A 23,569-nucleotide genomic window follows, 5' to 3' on the forward strand; every position below is an offset into this window, starting at 1 on the left:
TTTTAACACATTTTCTATAAATTATAGCAATTAAGCAACTGACAATTATCACCAATTGTCTTGTTAACTATTTTTCTGCCAAGCCCCCACTAAAGAAGACGCTCCCTGAATAAAGAACACACCAGCTACCCAATAGTATAAAAACTGCGGATATAACAGAATCAAAACTCCTACTAACAGATAAATAACTCCAGTAAAAGTAAGACTAGCCTTTTCAGTCTTAGCAGTTTTTTCACTCACATTATCAGCCACCTTTACAAAATTAGTAGAGTTCAAGATGCTATTCCAAATAATAGAATTCAACTTCACCTCTGCTAAATTATTACGCATTTCCCGCCAAAAATAAGGAAAAAAGACTATATTTAAAAAGATCCCCACTAACAACAGACTTAATAAATAAGTAAGGCTAGAATAGTAATCTCCCCAAGTCAAAAGCAAACCAATCTCATCCATAAACAGACCTAATCCAGTTCCGTACAACAAAGCCACCTGTTTACGACTGAAAAAAGAAGAGCCTACTATAGCCAACCAGCCAGCAATAGCAATTAACAAAATCCCAAAGTAAAAGTGATGCACATGATAACCAAACAAAATTATATTACGTCCTATATAGAAATCAACCTCCGGAGTTAAGCCCTGCTTAGCCACCTCAGCAAACTCACTTTCAGCCGAGCCGGCTATTAAAACAGCTAGCCTAATAAACAAAAAGGAAGCTAAATAGGAAATAGTAATTAAAAACGGAATATCCTTTCTTTTATTACCCACCATAAGTTTAAAGCTTAACCTCCTTTATCTACTTAAACTTCAAATCTAGCTACTAAATCCCGCAACTCATCAGCCATAGCCTTTAACTCCTGACTAGAGCCTACAATCTGATCCATAGCTGCCGACTGACTCTCCGTAGCACTGCTAATCTCCTCACTACCAGCTAATAGAGTTTGATTAGTATTAGCAATCTCCTGCACTAACTGATCCACCTTCTTAATCTTTTCAGCAATATTTCTAAATAACTGCCCTGTCTCATCCAGTGCTTCCGCTCCCACTTCAATCTGATTATTATTTTCTTCGATAATCTCTACTGCTTTTTGAGTCTTTACAGTCAGTCCTTTAATTATTTGCTGAATATTTCCGGCAGAGTCCTGAGTCTCTTCCGCTAACTCGCGCACCTCTTCAGCTACCACTGCAAAGCCGCGTCCGCTTTCACCAGCTCTAGCTGCTTCAATAGCTGCATTTAAAGCTAAAAGATTAGTCTGTTCAGCTATCTCCGAAATAACCTCTACAATATTAGCTATTTCAGCCGAAGCCTCATTCAACTCGCTAATAATACCTCTGGACTCCTGAGAAGATCCTAAAATCTTATTCATCTCTTCTTGAGTAGTCTCCATCTGGCCTAAGCCATTCTGAGCTAGTTTATCAACTTCATCGGAGTTCTCAGCCATCTCCACCGCACTAGCACTGACATCCTCCACAGTCTCACTAAACTCATGACTAGAAGCCGATATCTCTTCAACTGCACTAGCAGTAGACTCACTAGAATCAGCTAACTGTAAGCCAGCTTCATTCACTTGTTCCACTGCTTCATTAATCCCAGTAACCAAGTTTCTTAAACTAGTTACCATATTATTAAATCCTTCTACGGTCTTTTTAACCTCGTCTTCACTAGCTATTTGGAAAGTCTTACATTTTTTACACTCTTCTATTTTATCATCTAAATCACCCTGCACTTCTCCGTGACAAGTTGTTTCTTCTATTTGCCAACATCGTAAATTATCAACCTCATAAGCAGGACATTCTTCATCATCACAGTCCATTACCTCCCAGCACTCATGTAAGTCTTGATTACCCACACTTACCGTTAAATCACCTTGTTCAGCCTGTTCCATCTTATCAGTCAAATCAACTAAAGGGTTAATAATATCCCGTAGCACAAGATAAGAACAGATAGCTAACAGAACAATTCCTATAATTAAGCTGATAATTTGAAAAATCAACATAGTACTTTGAGCAGTACTTTCCTGGTACATGCTCACTGCTTCGTCCATCTCCGTCAACAAAAGCATATTTTGTTCAGCAATTTCTGTTAGAGCAGTTTCCCGTTCAGTAGCCGTTAGTTCATTTTGAGAAAGAATCTCTAACTGTCCTCTAAATGACCCCCATAATTCCTCTACAGTCTCTAACTGCTCTAAAACCTCTGGCTCACCAACTCCACGTATATCTAACTCCTCGTCTCCCACAAGCAAAGCATTTAAAGTAGTTTCAAACTCTTCCATTGTGGCTTCTAACTCTTCAGTAGCAAAGTCCACTTCTTCATCAACTACCATCATTGCTTCTTTAGTCATTTTTTGACTTAGCATTCTCTGCCTACCAGCTAAATTAATTATTCTATTATCATAAGCCTGTTGGTTCATTAAATAGTATGTAGCTACAAAATTCCCTACTATTAAGACTAATAATGCTATAAAGGCAGCTCCAAATTTCTTCTTAAGATTCAAATTAAATCTCAAAGCTAATTTTCTCTTCAACTGCTTAATCGACATTTCACCAGCTCCTTTTACCATATTAATTAAAATAGATATTAGTATATTATTAAAGACCAACACAGTTATTTCCTTCAAAAAAACAGCTTCAATATCAATTATTACTATTCATTTAAATACGAGTTAAATTATACACCTTAATTTACCAAGTAACAAAGAGTATCCTAAATGAAAAAAGACTAATATAATCATATCAGTTAAATCGGTATAATTATATTAGTCTTAGCAATCAATTTAATAAGTCAAAAACAATATTCTATTCCTCAATTTCAAACTGATTTACAGAATCAGCTAATCTAAGAGCTTCACTACTCATGTTTTCGCTGGAACTAGCAATTTCTTCTACCAAAGAAGCATTCTGTTCAGTTACTCTATTTAACTCTTCGATAGTATCCCTTATTTCATCAGCAGCTAAGTCCTGTTCTTCTAAAGCAACAGCAATCTCCTTTACTAGGTTAGTCACTGATTGATTATTTTCTATAATTTCATTAAATATTTCCTCAGTCTCTTCCATCAAATGATTACCTTCATCTACTTCACTTATGCTCTCAGCAATCAGTCTTTCAATGGACTCCGCTAGCTCAGTAGTCTGATTAGATAGACTCCTCACCTCAGCAGCTACTACTGCAAAGCCTTGCCCTGCTTCGCCAGCTCTAGCCGCTTCTACAGCAGCATTTAAAGCTAATAAGTTAGTCTGAAAGGCTATATCATTAACCTTAGCTATAATCTCAGCTATATCCTTACTACTATCAGTAATACTCTCCATTGCTTCCTGTAGTTTTTGAATAATCTTTTCACCTTTTTTAATGCTCTCAGTCGTTTCCTCAGCTAAACCATCTGTCTCGGCTGCATTAGCAGCTGAAGCAGTAATAGAAGAAGTTATCTCCTCAATAGCAGCTGAAAACTCCTCTAAAGAAGAAGCCTGTTCTTCTGTTCTTTGAGCTAAGTCCTGGTTGCCAGTAGATATCTCTTCCGAAGAAGTGGATACCATATCTGCTGAATTCTTCAGATCTAAAATTATCGACTGTAAACTGCTATACATCTCATTTAATGCTGTACTTAAAGTTCCAATCTCATCCTCATTCTTAACTTCCAAAGGCTCAACAGTTAAGTTACCTGCTGCTATATGATCAGCAAAATCAACAGCTTTATTTAAAGGCTTAAAGGAATAACTAAGCAGAATAAAGATCAGAATAGCAATTAAAGTAGTACTAACTATTACTAAAATATACATATTGCGCTGTGAAGTATTAATCTGATCTAAAAATTGGGCCCTACTCCTAACAGCCTTAATATAACCGCCGACTTCACCACTATAGTCTCTAAAAGGAATAGCTAACACCGAATATTGATCATCATTAACTAACTCCGTTACCTCAAAACCAGCACTTACTTCCTCTAAAACATTGCTGTCCAACTCCCAATCATCCTCTTCAATAGTAGCAGCTAATCTATCGCCAGTTCTTTGTTGATCTATAGTATACAGAAAGTATTCGCCAGCAAAATCCTCTTGCAAAGCTGCCAAAAACCCTTCTCCAAACTGAGAACCAAACTCCATAGAGCCTATATGCTCATCCTCATGAAATACAGGCACCACTACTCTAAAACCATAGCCTCCCATGCCTTCTTCTAAGCCAGCTACCACCTCCTGAGACTGATTAGCCTCATTAACGGTATGTCTAAAACCACTTAAATCATCTCCATAGTCATCAGGCATATGTAGTCTCAAAAAACTAGTTGAATCCGGTAAATGAAACTGCCACTGAGGAAACTCATCCTCAATCTGCTCATAAGACGACTCCAACATCTCCAGTAGTCCTTCCCGATCTCTATTAGCAAATCTCTCCTGCACCTCGGTATTATAAGCAATGCTTAAAGCAATATCCTCTGCTTTTTCAAGTTGATCCTGCATCATTCTTTCTACTACATTAGTTAGAGATTGATCCTGTAATTCTTCATTACTTTCCACTAAATTTACAGACTGCCGGCCCATATAAACTATTATAATTGCCGATAAAATAACTATACAAGCAACTAAAGTAATAAATAGCTTCTGCTTTAATGAAATTTTTTTAAGCATCATCTATCCAGCTCCTTTTCTGTTATTTATTTTGTTATTGAGAAGTTTAGTATCACCGTTAAATAACAATTACTTAGTCTTACTTTTAATTTTCTATATTTAAAGAACTTTCCCTGCTTAACTCCACAAACTTTGTGATTTTTTTCTCTAATATAAATCTTAATTAATATGAGCCTAGTAATTCCAATTAATATTTCCAACAAAAAACAGCCTTTTCAAGTAAGGCTGTAAAAATTAGTTCATAATTTTAATAACGCCAATGAGAATTAATTAAAGTATTATGACTTAAAAATGTTATTCCCAAAATATCAATGATAGATCACCAAAAACTTCCCTTAAGTTTTTATATAATCTCGACCAAAAGGGAAAAGAGCTAAAGAAGCTAATTTCAAATGCTGTTTAGCAAAAGGCAAGCCAATAATAGTAATCGCAAAAAATAAGGCCAACCCTAAGTGAGTCAAAGCTGCCCAAGCTCCTCCGGTCAAAATCCAAATTATATTCATAATTACAGCTAAAAGACCACTTCGACTCTCCTTATCTACAACTTCCTTGCCGAAAGGAAAGGCTGCTAAACCGGATAGTTTAAAGATTTGAATTCCAAAGGGAATCCCGATAATTGTTAAACAGCTAGCAATTCCCCCTATTAAATATTCGATGAAAATCAACCAACCACCGAAGATAAACCAGATGATGTTACCTAATGATTTCATTGAACTTCTCCTTTTTAGCAAAATATATAACTTAAACAATATTGTTATAAAGTTCAAATGATAGAGGACAAAGGATAGAGGATAGATAAAGTTCAAAAGATTAAAACCTGTTTGACGCTGACTAAGTTCTGACAAAAATCTGACAAAACCTTAAAACCTTTAAAATCTAATAGATTTTATTAGAACCACACGCCCTGAAGCGAAGCTTGCGACGTTTGTACTTTAACTAGTCATTACTCTGGAACTTTAGCTAGTCATTACTCTGGGGATAATAATCCCTAAAGAAATGCCATTGGGGTGAAACACAAATTAACATAAATAAAAACCTTTAAACATTTTTTTGAAATTATGCTTTAATGTCTAGTCAGAACTTAGTCAGATTTTAGTCTGTGTCAAATAGATCTTGAACTTTATCTTTTGATCTTAATTTATCACCATTGGCACTAGCTCCGCGTCGCCTTTATCATTTATCATCTATCCTCTGAAACAATAGAACGATATTCCTTAACTCTTCTCCACAAATATCTCTCTCAATATACTAATTACCTCATCAATATCCTCTTCAGTCACAATCAATGGAGGTAAAAACCTCAACGTAGTCTCACTCACAGCATTAATCAAAAGTCCTTTTTCCAAAGCTTCTCCTACCAAAGCCTTAGCATCTAAATCAACCTCTAAGCCAAGCATGAACCCTTTACCGCGTACACTATCTACAAATTCATACTCTTCAACCAGCTCATTCAATCTTTCCTGGAAGTATCGACCTATTTCAGCAGTATGCTCAACTAAGCCTTCTCTTAAAATAATATTCAAAGTAGTATAAGCAGCTACACAAGCTAAAGGATTACCACCATAGGTTGAACCGTGATCTCCAGCCTCAAAGGCTGCAGCTACCTCTTCTTTAGCTAAAAAAGCACTGACTGGAAATCCGTTACCTAAGGCTTTAGCTAAAGTAAAGATATCAGGCTCAATACCGTAGTGCTGATAGCCAAAAAGTTCCCCTGTTCTACCTATTCCGGTCTGAATTTCATCTAAAATTAGCAGTATCCCTTCTTCATCACATAACTTTCTAACTCCCTGTATATACTCTTGAGTACCTACATTAACTCCACCTTCACCTTGAATAACCTCTATCATAATAGCAGCAGTCTTATCTGAAACTGCTTCTTTTAAAGACTTTAAATCATTATAGGGAACATTTTTAAATCCTTCAGGTAAGGGTGTAAAAGATTGTTGATACTTCTTTTGACCGGTAGCAGCTATAGTAGCTAAAGTACGACCATGAAAAGATTCCGTAGTAGTGATTATCTCATATCTCTCTTCATCTCGCACTTTAAAATACTTTCTAGCTAGCTTAATAGCTCCTTCATTAGCTTCGGCCCCACTATTACCATAAAAGACTCTATCGCCTACGGAGTTCTCCACTAGCAATTTATTTAGCTTAGCCTGAGCTTCGATATAATAAATATTAGTACAGTGAATCACCTTATCAATCTGCTCTTTTAAAGCCTGATTAAACTCAGGATGACTATGGCCTAAAGCATTAACAGCAATCCCAGCTAAAAAATCTAAATATTCATTGCCTTCGCTATCCCAAACCTTAACTCCTTGACCTCTATCGACTACAATCGGTAGTCTGCCGCTAAAAACAGTCATAAAATGGTCTTCATTAGACTTGATAATCTCTTCTTTATTCACTTTGCTCATCCTCCTTAGTTACCATCGTCCCAATTCCTTTATCGGTAAATATCTCTAGCAATAAGGCGTGTGATACTCTACCATCGAGAATATGAGTTCTTCTAACTCCTTTTTCTAAAGCATTAATACAAGATTTAGCTTTAGGAATCATCCCGCCGGCTATTTTGCCATTCTCTACCATAGATTTAGCATTCTCAATACTTAAAGTAGAAATTAAAGAGTCTCTATCCTCTTCATCGGCTAAAATACCTTCTACATTGGTGAGTAGAATCAACTTATCAGCTCCTAAAGCTGCTGCAATCTCTCCGGCTACCAGATCAGCATTAATATTATAGCTTTCCCCATTTTCACCAACCCCAATCGGAGCTACTACTGGCAAGAAGTCATCTTCGATTAACTTATCTAGTATTTTAGGATTAATCTGCTTAACCTGACCTACATAGCCCAAATCAACCTCAGCACTATCTGCTAACTTATAGTCCTCAGCTTCAATCAAGGAACCGTCCTTACCGCAGATACCTATAGCCTGACTACCGAACTTATTAGCTAAAGATACTATTTCTTTATTAATTCGTCCGGCCAGCACCATCTCCACCACTTCCATAATCTCTTCAGTAGTGATTCGCAGTCCTTGATAAAACTGACTCTCGATTTCAAACTTATCCAGAGTTTCATTAATTACTGGCCCGCCTCCATGCACAATAATCGGGTTAACCCCTACATATTTCAGTAAAGTAATATCTTCTAATACCGATTCCTTGATCTCTTCATTGATCATAGCACTGCCACCGTACTTAATTACTATCTTTTTATTCCGAAACTTACGCATATAAGGCAGAGACTCTACTAAAATATCTGCCTTCTTTATCAAATCGTCTTTAAATACTTCATTCACTTTTATCACCTCTGCTTAGCCTCTATTTATGCTAGTTTACTACTATTTAAGTATGGTATTCTGCGTTAATCTTTACATATTCATAGGAAAGATCACAGGTCCAGACTCGGGCCCGACCCTGACCTAAATTAAGATCAACGGTAATCTTGATCTCATCTTGGGCCAATAAGTCCCATAACTCCTCTTCTTTAGCCACCTGCAATCCATCAGCAAAAAGCTGCTGACCATTAATAGCAATTTCTAACCTATCCAGTTCTACCTGTCCACCGGAGTAACCAGCAGCAGCCACTATTCGTCCCCAGTTAGGATCTTCACCAAATAAAGCCGTCTTAACTAGTTTGGAATTAGCTATCGCCTTAGCAACTAGCTTAGCATCAGCAAAGGTTAGGGCCCTCAACACCTCAATCTCCACGAACTTAGTAGCTCCTTCACCATCGCGAACTATCTGCTGGGCCAAATGTTTAGTAACTATCTTCAATACCGTTAAAAAACGATAGTAATCATCATCCTTAGTAGTAATCTCTGCATTAGCCGCCTGCCCATTAGCTAAAATAGCCACTGTATCGTTAGTACTCTGCTCACCATCAACAGTAATCCGATTAAAAGACTCCTCTACAGCCGTAGACAGTGCTTCCTGTAACAGCGGTTGAGAAATATTGAGATCCGTAGACAAAAAGGCCAACATAGTAGCCATATTAGGCTCAATCATTCCCGAACCTTTAGCCATTCCCCCAATTATTACTTCTTTACCACCGATTTCTACCGCCAAAGAAATCTCTTTAATATAGGTATCGGTAGTCATAATAGCTCGAGCAGCTTTCTTACCTCCAGCCGGCTGCAAAGAGTTAACAATATCCTCAATACCAATCTTTAACTTATCCATAGGTAACTGATGGCCAATAATTCCTGTAGAAGCCGGAAAAACCAGCTCTGGAGCAATCCCTAGAGCTTCAGCACTCCATTCAACAGTCTGCCGTGCATTTTCCATACCTTCCTGACCAGTACAGGCATTAGCATTACCGCTATTAATAAGTAAAGCTTGAGCTAATCCTCGTTCCCGCAACTCTTGACCAATAATTACTGGCGCTGCTTTAACCTGATTTTGAGTAAACACAGCCGCTAGCTGAGCCGGATTTTCACTGTATATTAAAGCTAAGTCTCTTTTACAGTCCTTAATTCCACAGTTAATCCCGGTTCCTGAAAAACCAGGAGTACTAGTAATCCCCCCATCGAGATCTCTATATTCAACTTCCGCTAAATCCTCCATTTAATAGATCTACCTCCCCATAACTACTTTGCTTAGTATCTTTTTCTCAATTTAAGGAAAGATTCCTGCAAATTCCAAACCTAAAGTTTCCTCACAGTCTAAAATAAGATTTAAATTCTGAACAGCCTGCCCACTAGCTCCCTTACCTAAGTTATCTATAGCAGATACAATTACTACTCTGCCCGTCCTCTGATCTACCTTTAAGCCAAGATCACAAAAGTTAGAGGCAGTTACATTTTTGGTAGCAGGTAATACTCCTTCTTTTTGCAGCCGTACAAAAGGTTTATCTCTATAAAAGTCCCGATACAGCTCTAATAATTGAGAAGTTTGAACTTCTCTAGTCAATTGAGCATAGATAGTACTCAAAATTCCTCGCTTCATAGGTACTAGATGAGGAGTAAAGGAAAGAACAACTTCATTATTTACCAAAGTCTCCAGCCCCATCTCAATCTCCGAAGTATGACGATGTTCAGCTACTTTATAAGCCCTGAAGTTCTCATTAGCCTCCACAAAGTGAGTAACTCTATTAGCACCTCGCCCTGCTCCAGTAACTCCCGACTTAGCATCAACAATAATTGAGCTTAAATCAATTACTCCTGCTTCCACTGCTGGGGCTAAAGCTAAAATAGCTGAGGTGGGATAACAGCCGGGATTAGCCACCAAACTACTGCTTTTAATCTTACTTTTATTTAACTCCGGCAGTCCATAAACAGCCTTCCCGATCAGTTCCGGACTCTGATGAGACTGTTCATACCACTGCTCATAAACCTCCTGGCTGTGATAGCGATAATCACCGCTTAAATCTATTACCGTCAAACCCGCTGCTAATAGCTCAGGTACTATATTCATTGATACTCCGTGCGGTAAGGCGGCAAAGACTATCTCTACTCTCTTAGCAAGCTCTGCTGCCTCTAAGCTTTCACACTCCAAATCAACAATTCCTTTTAAATTAGCATAGATATCGCTTAACTGCTGACCTACAAAGCTTCTCGAAGTGAGTAACTCTAACTCCACTTGAGGGTGATTAGCTAATAAACGAGCTAACTCTGCTCCAGTATAGCCTGTAGCTCCTACAATTCCTACTTTAGTCATTATTTATCCCTCGCTTTATAATCCACTCTAATTTCTTAATAATTATACACAACTACTAATATAAATGCAAACTAAAGAATAAAATTCATTGCCAAATAGCTCACAGCTTAACTTTGCTCAATTATACTATTTAAATCTCCGACTACTGATTCAAAGAGATCAATTTTTTGAACTAGTAACTCCAACACTCGTTCTTCAACCGTCTCGCGAGTAATAAAGTTATAAATCTGTACTTCCTTATCTTGACCTAATCTATGCACCCGACCGATGCGCTGTTCTAACTTCATCGGGTTCCAAGGTAAGTCGTAATTGATAACTACATTACAAAATTGAAGATTAATACCTTGCTTACCGGCTTCGGTACTAACTAAGACATCACCTTGTTGATTAGCAAAAAGCTGCTTAGTCCACTCCTTTTGATTATCGCTGAGAGTACCATCAAAGTTAAGCGGCATAATCCCTTGTTGATATAGATAATGACAGATATAGTGTTGGGTAGCTAAGTACTTAGTAAAAATTACTGCCTGTCCATCTAGCTGCTGTACTATCTTATTTAACATCTTTAATTTACTATTGATCTCAATTTCAGCTGCTAAATCCATCACTTTTTTTAGTTCAGAGCTTAGCTTAGCTCCTACTTTATTTGTTAGCTCTTTCAAAGTCTCGATTAGGGCCCAAGGACTACTACAAAACTCTCGCTGTAGAGTAACTAAGTGCAAACTGCCTTCCTGACCTCGCTTCATTAGCTCACTAAACTCAGTATAAACCTTTCTTTCTAAGTCACTTAACTCTATAGGTAACAGCTCAACCTGACGATTACTATACTCTAATTCTATTTCTTTTCTAGTATTCCTAATCATTAATTCAGCTACCGGCGCTCCCAACTCATAGTCATCGCTTCCCGCTTGAGCCTCCTTAATAAAATCGGACTTAAAAGAACGATAATCACTTGCTAAATCGGGTTTTAGTAAATCAATTAAGTTATAAAACTCCTTTAAATTATTCTGCACCGGAGTAGCCGTCAAAAGAAGTAAATAACGAGGCTTTAATTCTTTAACAAACTGCCAATTTTGAGTTTCTTTATTTTTTAAACGATGAGCTTCATCTACCACTATCATATCAAAGTTACGTTCTTTAATAAAATTAGCATGAGGCTCTCTTTTAGCCCGATCCAAAGAAGCAATCTGGTAATCAAAGTAATGCCAACCCTTGCCTTTGCGGTTATTAAATACATCTAAGTTAAACTTACCCTTTAATTCAGTCCACCATTGATAACTCAAAGAAGCCGGAGTTAAGACCAAAAAGTTATCAATCTCTCCCCGCAAAATATACTCTTTTAAAATCAAACCCGCTTCAATCGTCTTTCCTAAACCTACTTCATCAGCCAATAAAGCTCTACCTTCCAGTTCATTAATAACCTTATCAGCTGCTTCCAGCTGATGAGGCAGTAAACTAAAGTCTTGCTGCTGCCAAACATCTGCTAATTCAGTTAAAGCTAATAGTTCTTTATTAGCTAGCTCCTGATTAAGAAACATTTAACTAGCCTCCTCTGTATAAGCTACTCTTAGCCTATGCAGATTACGGCTAGAAGATAAAGGTAGTTTCCAGCACTAAAACAAATAAATGTAAGTAAGCTACTCTACTCTTAAATGTAAGTAAGCTACTCTACTCTTTTCCAAACTCCTTTAGCCAAGTCCAGTCTTAACCTCAACTCCTCAATCTGTCTCCAGTCCTTATCTAAATTCGCCAGCTTATCCAGCAGCTGTTCAAAGCTAGTAAAGACTTCTTTAAAATCACTCTGCTCTGAGCTTTCTACTTCAGCAATAATCTTAGTATCTTGATACTTAAATTCAAACTCAAGCTTAGGTGTTTTTAAATCTAAATCACTTTCAAAGAAGTAGTCCCTTAACTTATCCAAAATAATCTTGCCTATCTCCTCTAAAAAACCAATGGTAATCCCGCCTAAAGAAAAGGTTAAAATAGCCGGAATACCTATCTCTAATACTTCAAATCTATTCCCCGTCAACAAATCAGCCAGCTCTTTATTAACACTTTGCTCTACCTGAGCTAGCTCCTGATCCGCTAAGGTAATTTCATATCTTTCCATTTAATTCTCCCCTACTCAATTATTGATATTAATACCTACCATTCCTCCCAGCAGTCCTGTCACAATACCGATTAACAGCATAATAAAAGCGCCTAAAGTAACAGCAGTACCTAAAAGTAAAAGAGCAAGCAAGAAAATAACTAACATATGAACTAAACCTACTAGAGCTCCGTTCAGCCAACCTTTTTGACTTACATTAGCCCCCGTAAAAAAACTACCAATTAAAATCACTAGATAATTAAATAAGCTTAAAGCCTGCTCAACTAAATAATCGTCAAAATCAATAATGGAAACTATAACTCCAATTAAAATACTACCGATTAACAGCAAAAGCAGACTAATCAATGTTCCGCGGCCAATATTTTTAATTTCTAAAGAAGTCTTCTGTTCAGAAGTATTCATAGTGAACCTCCTATTAAAAACCTTATTATAAGTTATTCATAGGAGGTAAATTTATGTTAACAAATCTTATCAAAATAGTTCTAAATTCTCCTCTTTTAGCTTATCAATCACAGAAAAATCCGTTAAATTAAGATGAATAGGGGTAATAGATATATAGTCATCATTTACAGCAGCTACATCGCTTTCATCATCATTCTCTTCCTCAACAATATCCCCAGCTAACCAATAATAAGTCTCTCCGCGAGGATCAACTCGTTTATCAAAAAGATTAGTATAGCTTCTATTTCCTAGCTTAGTAACCTTAACCCCCTTTAACTCCTCTTTGGTTAAAGGAGGTATATTTATATTTAGTATTGTTTTTTCTCTTAATTGACTCTGTTTAAAGCTATCCATTAGCTCACTAACAAATCGAGCAGCATATTTAAAGTTCCAGTCTTTGTAGCTAACCAGAGAAACGGCAACTGCAGGAATCCCCATCAATAATCCTTCAATGGCAGCCGAAACTGTTCCCGAATATAGCACATCACAGCCTAAATTGGGCCCGCGGTTAATACCTGAAATCACCAAATCTGGTTCTTCATCTAAAATTGCCTCCACCCCCAACTTAACACAATCAGCCGGGGTGCCATCAACAGCTAAAAACTTAGACTCGATATCTCGATAGTTCATCTCTTTAACTCGTAAAGGACGATATAAGGTAATAGCATGCCCAGTAGCACTCTGCTCTTTATCCGGAGCTACTGCTACTACTTGATTTTCCTCTTTAGCTTCCAAAGCCTTAATCAACTCCTGAATCCCTGCCGAATCAACTCCATCATCATTAGTAACTAAAATCTTCATCTCCAATCTCCTCCTTAAGCTCTATTCTCTTATTATATCAAATTTAAAATATATCTAAATCAAAGTTTTACTGTCTTAAAGAAAGTATAACCTAGCTTAAAGTAGTTAATCTAAGCAAAGCTCTGTTAAAGGTAGTCACTGAAGATTGACGATTAAGCATAAATAAGTTATACTATTAAATGTCGCTTACGGAGCGTGGCGCAGTCTGGTAGCGCACCTGGTTTGGGACCAGGGGGTCGAAGGTTCAAATCCTTTCGCTCCGACCATTTAAGGACCCATAGCTCAGCTGGTCAGAGCAATCGGCTCATAACCGATTAGTCTCAGGTTCGAATCCTGATGGGTCCACCATTTAAATTTAAATATAATTTATTTTATTAAGTTATTAAGCCTAATTTTATAGATTAGGCTTTTTTAAATTAATAATTTATTTCGCCAAATAAAATAAACAATAATAATCATAATTGAATTCCAAGTAGCATGAGCAATAATAGCTATATACATTGACTTACCAAATTCGTACAAAATTATCAAACTTAATCCTCCCAAAAAAGTAGCTAAAAAAGTCCATAAATTAAAATGAGCTATAGCAAAAATAAAAGCTGCTAGTAAAGCTCCCTTTTTAAACCCCAACTTTTTTTTACAGTATTGATAAAGAATCCCTCGAAAAAAAATTTCTTCAACAATAGGAGCCACTACTACTATTAAAAAAGCATAAAAAACAAAAATAGTTGAATCTTCACTACTGAGCAACTGTTCAATTATAGGCTGTGAAGGTATCTCTAACCCCCACCAGCTTTCAACTATCCTTTGTAAAAATACATTCCCTGCTAAGACTAATAAACAAACAAAAGTTCCCCCAAAAACTCCCCAAAGCATTGCTTTTTTAAAACTAATTGCTCGAAAACCCAAAACTTGTAAAGACAAATCGTACTTAGCTAAAACAAGTAGGCTAGTAACTAATATAGCTATAAACTGCAATAAATTAATTATAATTGGCTTATAAGGAGCTAAACTTGGAAATAAATTAAGTTGTTCAATCAAAAAAGTCAATATTGAACCCAATAGCAAAGTAACTCCTATAGTTCCTAAAATTATAAAAAGCAGGTCTCTCCCCTGCCAACAAACATAATTTCTTCCTGGGCTGTTTAGCATCAGTTAAAAAACCTCCTTACCTGAAAACAAAAAGAGTATACCTACACTTAAGTTCAAAAAAACTTAAGCTTAAATATACTCTATTAATAATATTAAAAATAAATTACTCTGTCTCAACTATGAACTCCTTTTGTACAACTTCCCCTTGTTCGCCAAAGGGCCCTAATACCTCATCCTCCATAATAACTTTAAGCCCAGCTGCATTAGAAGACAGCACCTCAACCGTTTCCTCTACGGCCCACGATCTTCTTTCTCCAGCAGCTAATATATCCGCTAGAACCTGTTCTCCATCAATCATAACTCTAATCCAAGCTCTATCAATAATTTCAAGTACAAAGTCAGCTTCATCATTAAGCTCATAAATTTCAGTAGTCTCATCTTCTGCATTAACTATTTGGCTAATCTCATTTTCATCAGGTTCAATTTCCTCTTCAACCTCAAGTTCTTCCACCGCTGAATTTTCTTCAACTTCTTCCTCAATTTCAGACTCTAACTCCTCTTCATCTTCCTCAACTAATTCCTCTTCATCTTCCAGTTCTTGCTCCTCAACTTCTTCAGACTCTTCCTCTTCCTGTTCTTGAACTTCCTCCGTTTCATCAGTTGATAAATCATTTTCTTCTTCCTGGATAGAATCTTCATCAACTATTGCAATATCTTCTTCCTCAGTTGCTTCTTCCTCAGTTGCTTCTTCCTCAAGTTCAATTTCTGCTTCAAGCTCTTCTGTTTCTAAGTCTTCATCTTCATCATCTAAAAGCTGTTCTTGTGATTGCTGTTGATTAGCTAAACGAAAGCTTTCAGTTAAGTTCAAAAAAATATCACTTTTCAAAAGAACTGCTCCTAGTGAAATAATTAAAGCTATCACCAAAACTGTAACTATAATCTTCACTTTAGAGTTCTTAAACCAATTAAGTAGATCTTCTAAAAAAGGATTCAGCTCCTTCTTAGACTCCTTATCAGCTGTTGATTCTGCACTCTCTTCTTCCTCTGCTACTTTTAAATCCTTTAATTCCTTATATTCAGCCTTAATCTGTTCTGCATCCAAACCAAGATACTTAGCATACTGAGTTAAAAATCCTTTTAAAAAAACCTCCCCGGGAATAACCTCAAAATCTCCCGCCTCAATAGCTTCCAGATATTTTCTTCTGATCTTAGTAGCCTGTTCTACTGCTTCAAGCTCTATTCCTTTTTCTAGGCGAGCTTCTTTTAATTGTTTTCCTATCTGTTCCATTAATTTTCTCCCCTCTTTAACATTTTCTCCTTTAATAACTTAATTTTATAGTAGTAGTTAAGCAAAATAATACTTTATTCTCATCGAAATGATAATCTTGTCTTTATTATACAAGATTTTGAACTAAAATCAAAGCTCCTAAGATCCAAACATAATAAGCAAAGTAGTTAAGTTTATTGCTTTTTAAAATTTTCAATAAAAAATTAATTGCTAAGTAACCTACCAAAGCTGAAGTAGCAGTCCCTACTAATAAAGGAACTAAGTTTACCTCTCCAATTCCCATAACAAATAACTCCGTAGCTTCCAAAAAAGTTGCTCCCAATACTGCCGGAATAAAGATCAAAAAAGAGAATCTAGCTGCTGAATCCCTACTTAAACCTAAAAAAATACCAGCCACAATAGTAGCTCCTGAACGAGAAATACCAGGAGTGATAGCCATAGCCTGAGCAACACCTATTAAGATAGCCTGCAAATAACTTAAGCTGGAAACTTTCATTCCTAAATCAGTACTAATATTTTCAACTAACCACAGCAAAAGTCCAGTTATTAACAAAGCCACAGCTACAGCTAATACCGAAGCAAATAGAGCTTCAAAGCTATCTTTCAAAAAAAATCCTATCAATGCAGTAGGGATAGTAGCGGTTATGATCAGTATTCTTTCTTTATTATAAGTACTATTTAAGCTAATAAGTTTATTTATGTCCTGCCAATAAACAATAGTTACTGCTAACAGAGTCCCAAAGTGGAAAAAAACATCATATAACAACTGTGCTTCTTTAAAACCCAAGATTCTTTGAAAGATTACCAAATGACCGGAGCTACTAATAGGCAAAAATTCAGTTATTCCTTGCACAGCCCCGAGAATAATACTTTCAATCAGAGACACTCATTACTCACATCCTCAATTCAGTTACTTTATTATATACTTACTTCTACATAATAGGCTATATTCCTTTTCCAATTTAATAAATCAAAATCCAGTTATAGAAAATACAACTACTTATGTTCAATAATCTCATTTACTATACTTAAGTAATCTACTAAAGCACTATTTTTAGCTTCTACTTTATATTTTTCTTTAGCAATTACTTGATAGGGAATACTTTTGCGACCACCTTTTTTGCTATTCACCATATACTCAGCTAATACTGAAAAAGGTAAGTAATATGTTTCACTATTATTAGCCGTAGCCAATTTACTAAACCTGATTAATAAAAAGGCTATAGCTCCACACATATGTTGATCTTTTAAATACTGATATTGATGTTCTTTAATATTCTTAAGATCAAATCTACTTTCTACATTAGTTTCTTTAGCATCAAAAACAACTGTACGACCTTGATAGGTACCTATATAATCTACCGTAGACTTCTGTTCATAAAAAGCCTTATTTATTTTACCAGTTCTCGGATTTAAATCCAACACTTTAACTGGAATTGGAATCTTTTGAATTTTAGCTATTCTTCTAGAATTATAATACTGATGAGTAACTTCTAGTTCAGTTTCTAACTGTCGACCCCTATTAGCATAGGAATTATTAAAGCGACTCATTCTACCACCTCTTATCTAATTATTAAACAACTTATATAAAAATCATTTAATTTTTTACTTAAAACAGTGTTAAAAATTAATATTTATGTAAATATTTAAAATGAAAACTGTTTATAATTCTGTATATTAAGAATTTCTATTATCCACAATACTAATAAAGGAGTGAAAAAGATAATGGAAAGCCTAGATAGAATAGCACTTATTTTATTAATTATAGGCGGACTCAACTGGGGACTAATCGGTTTCTTTCAGTATGACCTAGTAGCTGCCTTATTTGGTGGGCAAACTGCTCTCTTAAGCAGAATAATTTACTCTTTAGTTGGTATAGCAGGGCTATACTCTATAATGCTCTTATTTAGAGAACGAAATGTAGGTATAGAAGAAAAGCAGGAATAGATATCTATAATCTAAAAGAGAAGTAACTACCAATTGGTAGTTTTACTTCTCTTTTAGATTAATCTACCAGCAAAAATAACTATTAAAGGAGTATTACACAATGAATAAACTAAACAAGTTAGCACTAATCCCCTTAATTATTATAGGTTTAAACTGGGGGCTAATTGGCTTATTTGATTATGACCTATTAACTATAATATTCGGCAGTCGTTTATTTGGTGGGCCCACCGCATTTTTAAGTAGAATAGTATATTCCTTAGTTGGATTATCCAGTTTATACCTTTTACTATCATTTTTCACGAAAGTAAATATGACCCTAAATGAAGACTAAAAATAAATTCAAAATAGTTTAATTAATCTTCTTGTTCTTCATCTTGCTCTTTATTGCCTAATATTTCTGCTAAGTCTTCTTCATCAATTAAGACTTTTCTGGCTTTACTACCTCTATGTTCTCCCACTATTCCTTCTTCTTCCATAGTATCAATTAATCTAGCTGCTCTGGTATAGCCTATTCTAAACTTCCTCTGTAGCAAAGAAATAGAAGCCCTTTCCTCAACAACTAAACGAACCGCATCTTCATACAGCTCGTCCTTATCTTCAGTATCTATTTCGATACTTTTATTTTCTATCTCAGCAACCTCTTCTTCATATTCCGGCTCATCCTGCTCCCTTACATACTCCACTAGCTCATTTACTTCCTTTTCGGAAATAAAGGCTCCCTGAACCCTAATCATTTTTTGAGAACCTACTGGAGAAAATAACATATCTCCTTTTCCTAAAAGCTTCTCTGCTCCACCTGTATCCAGTATAGTTCGCGAATCCACCTGCGAAGAAACAGCAAAGGAAATCCGACTAGGTATATTAGCCTTAATTACTCCGGTAATTACATCCACCGAAGGTCTTTGAGTAGCAATAATCAAATGAATTCCAGCTGCTCTAGCCATCTGAGCCAGCCGACAGATAGCATCTTCTACCTCATCGGCCGAAACCATCATTAAGTCAGATAGCTCGTCTATAATAACTACAATATAAGGCATCTTTTCCTCATTCTCTTCCTCTGCTAAGTGACGATTATAACTTTCTATTCCCTTAGTTCCAGTAGCTGCAAAGAGCTCATAACGATCTTCCATCTCCTCCACTAACCACTGTAAAGCTACTGCCGCCTTTTTAGCATCAGTAACTACCGGAGCAATTAAATGAGGAACCTGTTGATAAGTCGTTAACTCTACCATCTTAGGGTCGATTAACATCAGCTTAACTTCATCCGGCTTACCCTTATAAAGCAAGCTGCTGATGATACTATTAATACATACACTCTTACCTGAACCAGTAGCTCCAGCCACCAATAAATGAGGCATCTCCACCAAATCAGCCACCACCGGCTCCCCAGCTATATCCTTTCCTAAAGCTACACTAACTTTAGATTCAGCCCGCTGAAAAGCAGACGATTCCAAAATTTCCCGCAAATGAACATTTACCTGCTCACCATTTGGAACTTCAATACCTATAGCCGATTTACCAGGAATAGGAGCCTCTATTCTCACCTCAGAAGCAGCTAAAGAAAGAGCAATATCATCAGCCAGATTAGAAATTTTACTGACCTTTACCCCCGGAGCCGGTTCTACTTCATATCTAGTAATAGTAGGTCCGTAACTAACCTTCACTACCTTCGCTTCTACTCCAAATTCAGCTAAAGTATCCTCTAGCAGTTCAGGTTGACCTTGATTAACCTCTGCACTATCAACGCTTTGTCCTGACTCCAATAAAGACAAAGGAGGCAAGGTGTAGCCTGTCTTGTCCTCTTCCCGTTCTACAGGCAAAGAATCATCTTTATCTTTCTCTTCAGTCACATCAATTGCTAACTGCACAGCCTCATCCTCAATTATATCTTGTCCGGGTTTAACAACTTCTAAATCCTGCTCAAATTCAGTCTCCTCACTTTCATCAAAGTCTGCCTCACTTTCTTCCTCAGTCTCAACCTCTCTACCTAACTTTTTCTTTACTTTAATAAGTAAACTGTTAAAGTTAGATTTCCATTCTTCTATTCGCTCCTTAATCTGCTCAGTAATAGAGGTTAAAAATAGATCGGTTAATAATAAAAATCCTATTAGACCTACTGCACTTAAAATAATATAACTCCCTATCTCACCTACTACCATATCCAATACATGAAGTAAAAAGCCACCGATTACTCCTCCACCTTCTCCTTCTAAAACTAATTGAAAGTCAGGACTAACTCCTACTTTAACTGAATGTAATGCTACCAAAAATACTAAAAATAGAATTACAAAGCCTACTACTCTAGTAGTAACTTTTAAACCTTTCAACCTAATAACTCTTACTCCTGCAAACACTAAAACAAAAGGCAGCACATAAGCGCCTTGACCCATTGTCACTCTAGAACCTCTAATCAAAAAGTCTCCTACTAATCCTGTCCCTTCAAAATAAAGACTAGCTCCCAATAAAAAAGCAAAGGCTATTAAAAATATACCTAATATTTCAGTAATTCGCTCCTCATATATCTTTATCAAAGCTGACTTCAATTTTACCACCTCCTTGATTATATTCGATGTTAAAATTTTAAACTCCTGCGAAAAAAAAGAAATACACCCGCCAAAGATGTATTTCTACATTAAAGATAACTAACAACTATTGGTTGCAGAAACATTCCAGAATCTGATGAGCAATATTAGTAGCTTGATCGCCTAGATTTTCTACATTATGGATCACATCAAGGAATACAACTCCTGACACCGAATAACATTGGCCATCTTTAAGGCGTTGCATATGCTCATCCTTATACTCTTTCTCCAAAGAATCTAATTTTCCTTCCAATTCTAAAATCTGCATTGATTTCTCTCTATCGAAATCTTCCAAAGCTTCTATAGAATAGTCTAAAACTTCCTCTCCTCTATCAAACATATTCCTCAACTCTTCTTGGGCATGTTCAGTAAAAGGCAGTTCATTTTCAAGTTTATATTCTGCTAACTCTACAATATTCTCCGCGTGATCCCCCATGCTTTCCACAGCATCAACTATATTTAAAAAGCTATTTACTCTGTTTATATCGTCTTCAGAAAGAGATTGATTGGATATTTCCGCTAAAAAAGCTACTACGCTATACTCTAAATCATCAATTATATCTTCCAATTTCTTTACTTCAGCAATTGTATCTTTATCCCCCTTTAAAAAGGCATCTCCAGCTTTAGCTACCGATTTTCTAGACAACTTAGCCATTCTTACTAGCTCTTTATGAGTCTGATCCAGAGCAACTCCAGGAGTCTGTAACATCCTTTTATCTATATACTTAATCCCTCTTTGAACCCCAATTTCCTTTTCGGGAACTAAATTAGTTACAATCTTAACCATAACCCCTACAAAAGGCAACCATAAAAGAGTATTTAAAACATTAAAAGCTGAATGAGTATTAGCTAACATTCTTCCTGGACTAATACTATGACCAAAGTAATTAGAAATTCTAACTAAGGTCACCTCCATTATAGCTGGTAAATTAGGAACAGTATATATCACAGTTACAAACGCTAAGGAACCAATTACATTAAAAATTAAATGAGCCAATGCTGAACGTTTAGCAGCTGTATTAGTGCCGATACTGGATAATAAAGCAGTGACAGTTGTACCGATATTCTCACCTAGAATAATAGGAACTGCCATTTGATAGCTCAGCGCTCCAACAGAAACTAAACCGATTAAAATTCCCATACTAGCAGTACTACTCTGCAAAACTATAGTTACTACAGCCCCTATTAAAACACCTAAAAAAGGCTTAGCTCCAAAGCTTTCCATTAAGTCTATAAAGACCTGCGAATCGCGCAAAGGACGCATAGTATCCTCCATAATACTCATTCCTAAGAATAAAATTCCAAAACCTAATAAAACTTGGCCTACATATTTAATCTTTCTTTCTGAACTAAATAAATACGTAAAGGCACCTATAGCAACAGCATAAAGAGCATAATCACTAAGCCGAAAAGCAATTAATTGAGCCGTAATCGTAGTTCCAATATTAGCTCCCATAATTACCCCAATAGACTGCTTTAAGGTCATTAAGCCGGCATTTACAAAACCAACTACCATTACTGTAGCAGCACTACTACTTTGAATAATTGAAGTTATCCCCGCTCCTACTAATACTCCAGCTACTCTATTGGGAGTTAACATCTGCAAAAGTCCCCTTAGCTTGTTACCGGCTGTCTTTTGCAAGCCATCTCCCATCTGCTTCATTCCGTAAACAAATAAACCCAGACCACCAATAAAATTAAAGATAATATCTACTGGCAAAATTCCCAACTCCCCTTTAAACATCACCTTAGTCTTATTTTTAATTATATTAACTGTTATTAATTATAACATACAATAGTTATCAATTCTAGTCAAATAACTTTCTCCATCTAAAAAAACTACCACAGAGCAGCCAAAAGACTCCTCGGTGGTAGCAAATAAACAGTTTACTTCTTCAATTCTAAGTTAAGTTCAACTTCAGTTCCCGGTTGGTAAGGAGTATCCAAATAGTCCTGAGGATTGGAGCTGATAACTCTAGCTATCTCTCCTTTCTTTTCACCAGTGAGTCTCAACAATAGTCTTGTTCCTGCTATCTCAACTTCCTTAAACTCTAACTCAGACTCTTCTTCAGCAAATATTTTTTCACCTGGTACTATAGAATAATATAACAGCTTAAATCACCTCTATACTTCATAGCTATCAACTGCTTCAATAGTCGAAACATTGCTACTTTGAGACTGTTCTTGCTGATTAATCATCTTTTTCAATTCAGCAATCACCTTATTTAAACCACCAACTTGATCAATAATTCCTTCCTTTACTGCTTCATCTCCAATTAAAACAGTACCAACATCTCTAACTAATTCACCAGTCTGAAACATTAAACTTCTAAAATGTTTTTCGTCAATATTGGAATGTCTACTCACAAACTTAATAACTCTATCCTGCATCTTATCCAAATAATCATAAGTCTGCGGAACTCCCACTACCATTCCCGTTAATCTAATTGGATGAATAGTCATAGTAGCAGTTTCAGCAATAAAAGACTTATCAGTAGCTACTGCTATAGGAACTCCTATACTATGCCCACCCCCTAAAACCAAAGAGGCTGTTGGTTTAGAAATGCTATTTAACATTTCAGAAATAGCCAGTCCTGCTTCAATATCGCCTCCAACAGTATTTAAGATCATAACTACTCCTTTTATTTCCGGGTTTTGTTCGATAGCTACTAATTGAGGTAAAAGATGTTCATATTTAGTAGTTTTATTCTTGGGCGGTAGCACTACATGTCCTTCTATCTGACCAATTATACTTAAACAGTGAATATCAGAGCTTAGATCTTGAGGTAGCTTAGTCTGCCCTAGTTGTTTTAAGGTCTCTAAGTTTCCCTCTTGCTTCTTTTTCTTAACCTGTGGCTTTGAAATTCGAGCTGGATTCACTTTATTCTCTTCTTCAGACAATATATATCACACTCCTAGATTAAATAATCTATTAGTACTTAGTATAATAAATTGGAGTTAATTTATACTACATAAAAAAATAAAATTAGCTAACACTTATTTTAACTACCAACAAATTTATGAGGTTATAT

The 23,569-nt window shown here is 36.1% G+C and carries 22 protein-coding genes and 2 tRNA genes; 4 read left to right on the plus strand and 20 right to left on the minus strand.

Annotated features, from left to right (window positions below; translation table 11 throughout):
* Positions 1 to 63: 63 nt before the first annotated feature.
* From MWH30_RS00100 to surE, 12 genes are all read right to left on the minus strand, one after another.
* Positions 64 to 768, minus strand: a complete 705-nt coding sequence (locus MWH30_RS00100) for a hypothetical protein (RefSeq protein WP_248662010.1) — start codon at positions 766 to 768, stop codon at positions 64 to 66.
* A gap of 29 nt (positions 769 to 797) precedes the next feature.
* Positions 798 to 2,537: a methyl-accepting chemotaxis protein gene (locus MWH30_RS00105; RefSeq protein ID WP_248662011.1), complete on the minus strand. Its 1,740-nt coding sequence runs from the start codon at positions 2,535 to 2,537 to the stop codon at positions 798 to 800.
* Positions 2,538 to 2,793: 256 nt separating this feature from the next.
* A complete protein-coding gene (locus MWH30_RS00110) occupies positions 2,794 to 4,620 on the minus strand; it encodes a methyl-accepting chemotaxis protein (protein WP_248662012.1) in 1,827 nt (608 codons plus the stop codon).
* Positions 4,621 to 4,952: 332 nt separating this feature from the next.
* Positions 4,953 to 5,327, minus strand: a complete 375-nt coding sequence (locus MWH30_RS00115; RefSeq protein ID WP_248662013.1) for a YccF domain-containing protein — start codon at positions 5,325 to 5,327, stop codon at positions 4,953 to 4,955.
* 504 nt (positions 5,328 to 5,831) lie between these two features.
* Positions 5,832 to 7,025 (minus strand): aspartate aminotransferase family protein, encoded by a 1,194-nt coding sequence (locus MWH30_RS00120; RefSeq protein ID WP_248662014.1) that lies wholly within the window; start codon positions 7,023 to 7,025, stop codon positions 5,832 to 5,834.
* Complete coding sequence (gene argB / locus MWH30_RS00125) at positions 7,018 to 7,854, minus strand: acetylglutamate kinase (RefSeq protein WP_248662117.1); 837 nt, start codon at positions 7,852 to 7,854, stop codon at positions 7,018 to 7,020. Before argB ends, MWH30_RS00120 begins: the two co-directional genes overlap by 8 nt.
* A 112-nt stretch (positions 7,855 to 7,966) precedes the next feature.
* Positions 7,967 to 9,187 carry a bifunctional glutamate N-acetyltransferase/amino-acid acetyltransferase ArgJ gene (argJ, locus tag MWH30_RS00130; RefSeq protein WP_248662015.1) on the minus strand — a complete coding sequence of 407 codons (1,221 nt, stop codon included), beginning with the start codon at positions 9,185 to 9,187 and terminating at the stop codon, positions 7,967 to 7,969.
* A 51-nt stretch (positions 9,188 to 9,238) separates the two neighbouring features.
* Positions 9,239 to 10,279 carry an N-acetyl-gamma-glutamyl-phosphate reductase gene (argC, locus tag MWH30_RS00135; RefSeq protein ID WP_248662016.1) on the minus strand — a complete coding sequence of 347 codons (1,041 nt, stop codon included), beginning with the start codon at positions 10,277 to 10,279 and terminating at the stop codon, positions 9,239 to 9,241.
* Between the two features lie 107 nt (positions 10,280 to 10,386).
* A complete protein-coding gene (locus MWH30_RS00140) occupies positions 10,387 to 11,814 on the minus strand; it encodes a DEAD/DEAH box helicase (protein WP_248662017.1) in 1,428 nt (475 codons plus the stop codon).
* A gap of 125 nt (positions 11,815 to 11,939) precedes the next feature.
* Positions 11,940 to 12,386 carry a hypothetical protein gene (locus MWH30_RS00145; RefSeq protein ID WP_248662018.1) on the minus strand — a complete coding sequence of 149 codons (447 nt, stop codon included), beginning with the start codon at positions 12,384 to 12,386 and terminating at the stop codon, positions 11,940 to 11,942.
* Positions 12,387 to 12,401: 15 nt separating this feature from the next.
* A complete protein-coding gene (locus tag MWH30_RS00150; protein WP_248662019.1) occupies positions 12,402 to 12,788 on the minus strand; it encodes a TIGR04086 family membrane protein in 387 nt (128 codons plus the stop codon).
* Positions 12,789 to 12,857: 69 nt separating this feature from the next.
* Positions 12,858 to 13,628 carry a 5'/3'-nucleotidase SurE gene (gene surE / locus MWH30_RS00155; RefSeq protein WP_248662020.1) on the minus strand — a complete coding sequence of 257 codons (771 nt, stop codon included), beginning with the start codon at positions 13,626 to 13,628 and terminating at the stop codon, positions 12,858 to 12,860.
* 189 nt (positions 13,629 to 13,817) lie between these two features.
* On the opposite strand from surE, the gene MWH30_RS00160 reads away from it, so the two are divergent.
* Together MWH30_RS00160 and MWH30_RS00165 are read left to right on the plus strand one after the other, a co-directional pair.
* A tRNA-Pro gene (locus tag MWH30_RS00160) sits at positions 13,818 to 13,894 on the plus strand.
* Positions 13,895 to 13,899: 5 nt separating this feature from the next.
* A tRNA-Ile gene (locus MWH30_RS00165) sits at positions 13,900 to 13,976 on the plus strand.
* A gap of 63 nt (positions 13,977 to 14,039) precedes the next feature.
* Here MWH30_RS00165 and MWH30_RS00170 read toward each other — a convergent pair.
* The 4 genes from MWH30_RS00170 to MWH30_RS00185 form a co-directional block, all read right to left on the minus strand.
* Entirely contained in the window at positions 14,040 to 14,780 is a 741-nt protein-coding gene (locus MWH30_RS00170; RefSeq protein WP_248662021.1) for a CPBP family intramembrane glutamic endopeptidase, read from the minus strand.
* Between the two features lie 103 nt (positions 14,781 to 14,883).
* A complete protein-coding gene (locus MWH30_RS00175; RefSeq protein ID WP_248662022.1) occupies positions 14,884 to 16,008 on the minus strand; it encodes a helix-turn-helix domain-containing protein in 1,125 nt (374 codons plus the stop codon).
* Positions 16,009 to 16,114: 106 nt separating this feature from the next.
* Positions 16,115 to 16,894, minus strand: a complete 780-nt coding sequence (gene uppP / locus MWH30_RS00180) for an undecaprenyl-diphosphatase UppP (RefSeq protein WP_248662023.1) — start codon at positions 16,892 to 16,894, stop codon at positions 16,115 to 16,117.
* A gap of 110 nt (positions 16,895 to 17,004) precedes the next feature.
* Positions 17,005 to 17,559, minus strand: coding sequence for a Holliday junction resolvase RecU (locus tag MWH30_RS00185; protein ID WP_248662024.1), 555 nt, complete (start codon positions 17,557 to 17,559; stop codon positions 17,005 to 17,007).
* Between the two features lie 174 nt (positions 17,560 to 17,733).
* On the opposite strand from MWH30_RS00185, the gene MWH30_RS00190 reads away from it, so the two are divergent.
* Both MWH30_RS00190 and MWH30_RS00195 read left to right on the plus strand, forming a co-directional pair.
* The gene (locus tag MWH30_RS00190) at positions 17,734 to 17,955 is read left to right on the plus strand and encodes a DUF378 domain-containing protein (RefSeq protein WP_248662025.1); all 222 of its coding nucleotides are present in this window, start codon (positions 17,734 to 17,736) and stop codon (positions 17,953 to 17,955) included.
* 100 nt (positions 17,956 to 18,055) lie between these two features.
* Positions 18,056 to 18,286 (plus strand): DUF378 domain-containing protein, encoded by a 231-nt coding sequence (locus tag MWH30_RS00195; protein ID WP_248662026.1) that lies wholly within the window; start codon positions 18,056 to 18,058, stop codon positions 18,284 to 18,286.
* Positions 18,287 to 18,308: 22 nt separating this feature from the next.
* Here MWH30_RS00195 and MWH30_RS00200 read toward each other — a convergent pair whose 3' ends face one another.
* From MWH30_RS00200 to MWH30_RS00215, 4 genes are all read right to left on the minus strand, one after another.
* The gene (locus MWH30_RS00200) at positions 18,309 to 20,507 is read right to left on the minus strand and encodes an FtsK/SpoIIIE family DNA translocase (RefSeq protein ID WP_308221589.1); all 2,199 of its coding nucleotides are present in this window, start codon (positions 20,505 to 20,507) and stop codon (positions 18,309 to 18,311) included.
* A gap of 97 nt (positions 20,508 to 20,604) precedes the next feature.
* Positions 20,605 to 22,257, minus strand: coding sequence for a Na/Pi cotransporter family protein (locus MWH30_RS00205; RefSeq protein WP_248662028.1), 1,653 nt, complete (start codon positions 22,255 to 22,257; stop codon positions 20,605 to 20,607).
* 167 nt (positions 22,258 to 22,424) lie between these two features.
* On the minus strand, positions 22,425 to 22,649 hold the full coding sequence (locus tag MWH30_RS00210; protein WP_282706100.1) for a YlzJ-like family protein: 225 nt from the start codon (positions 22,647 to 22,649) through the stop codon (positions 22,425 to 22,427).
* A 12-nt stretch (positions 22,650 to 22,661) separates the two neighbouring features.
* Positions 22,662 to 23,438, minus strand: a complete 777-nt coding sequence (locus MWH30_RS00215; protein WP_282706093.1) for a ClpP family protease — start codon at positions 23,436 to 23,438, stop codon at positions 22,662 to 22,664.
* Positions 23,439 to 23,569: the final 131 nt, after the last annotated feature.

The organism is Fuchsiella alkaliacetigena, assembly GCF_023227765.1.
Taxonomy (GTDB): Bacteria; Bacillota; Halanaerobiia; order Halobacteroidales; family Acetohalobiaceae; genus Fuchsiella; species Fuchsiella alkaliacetigena.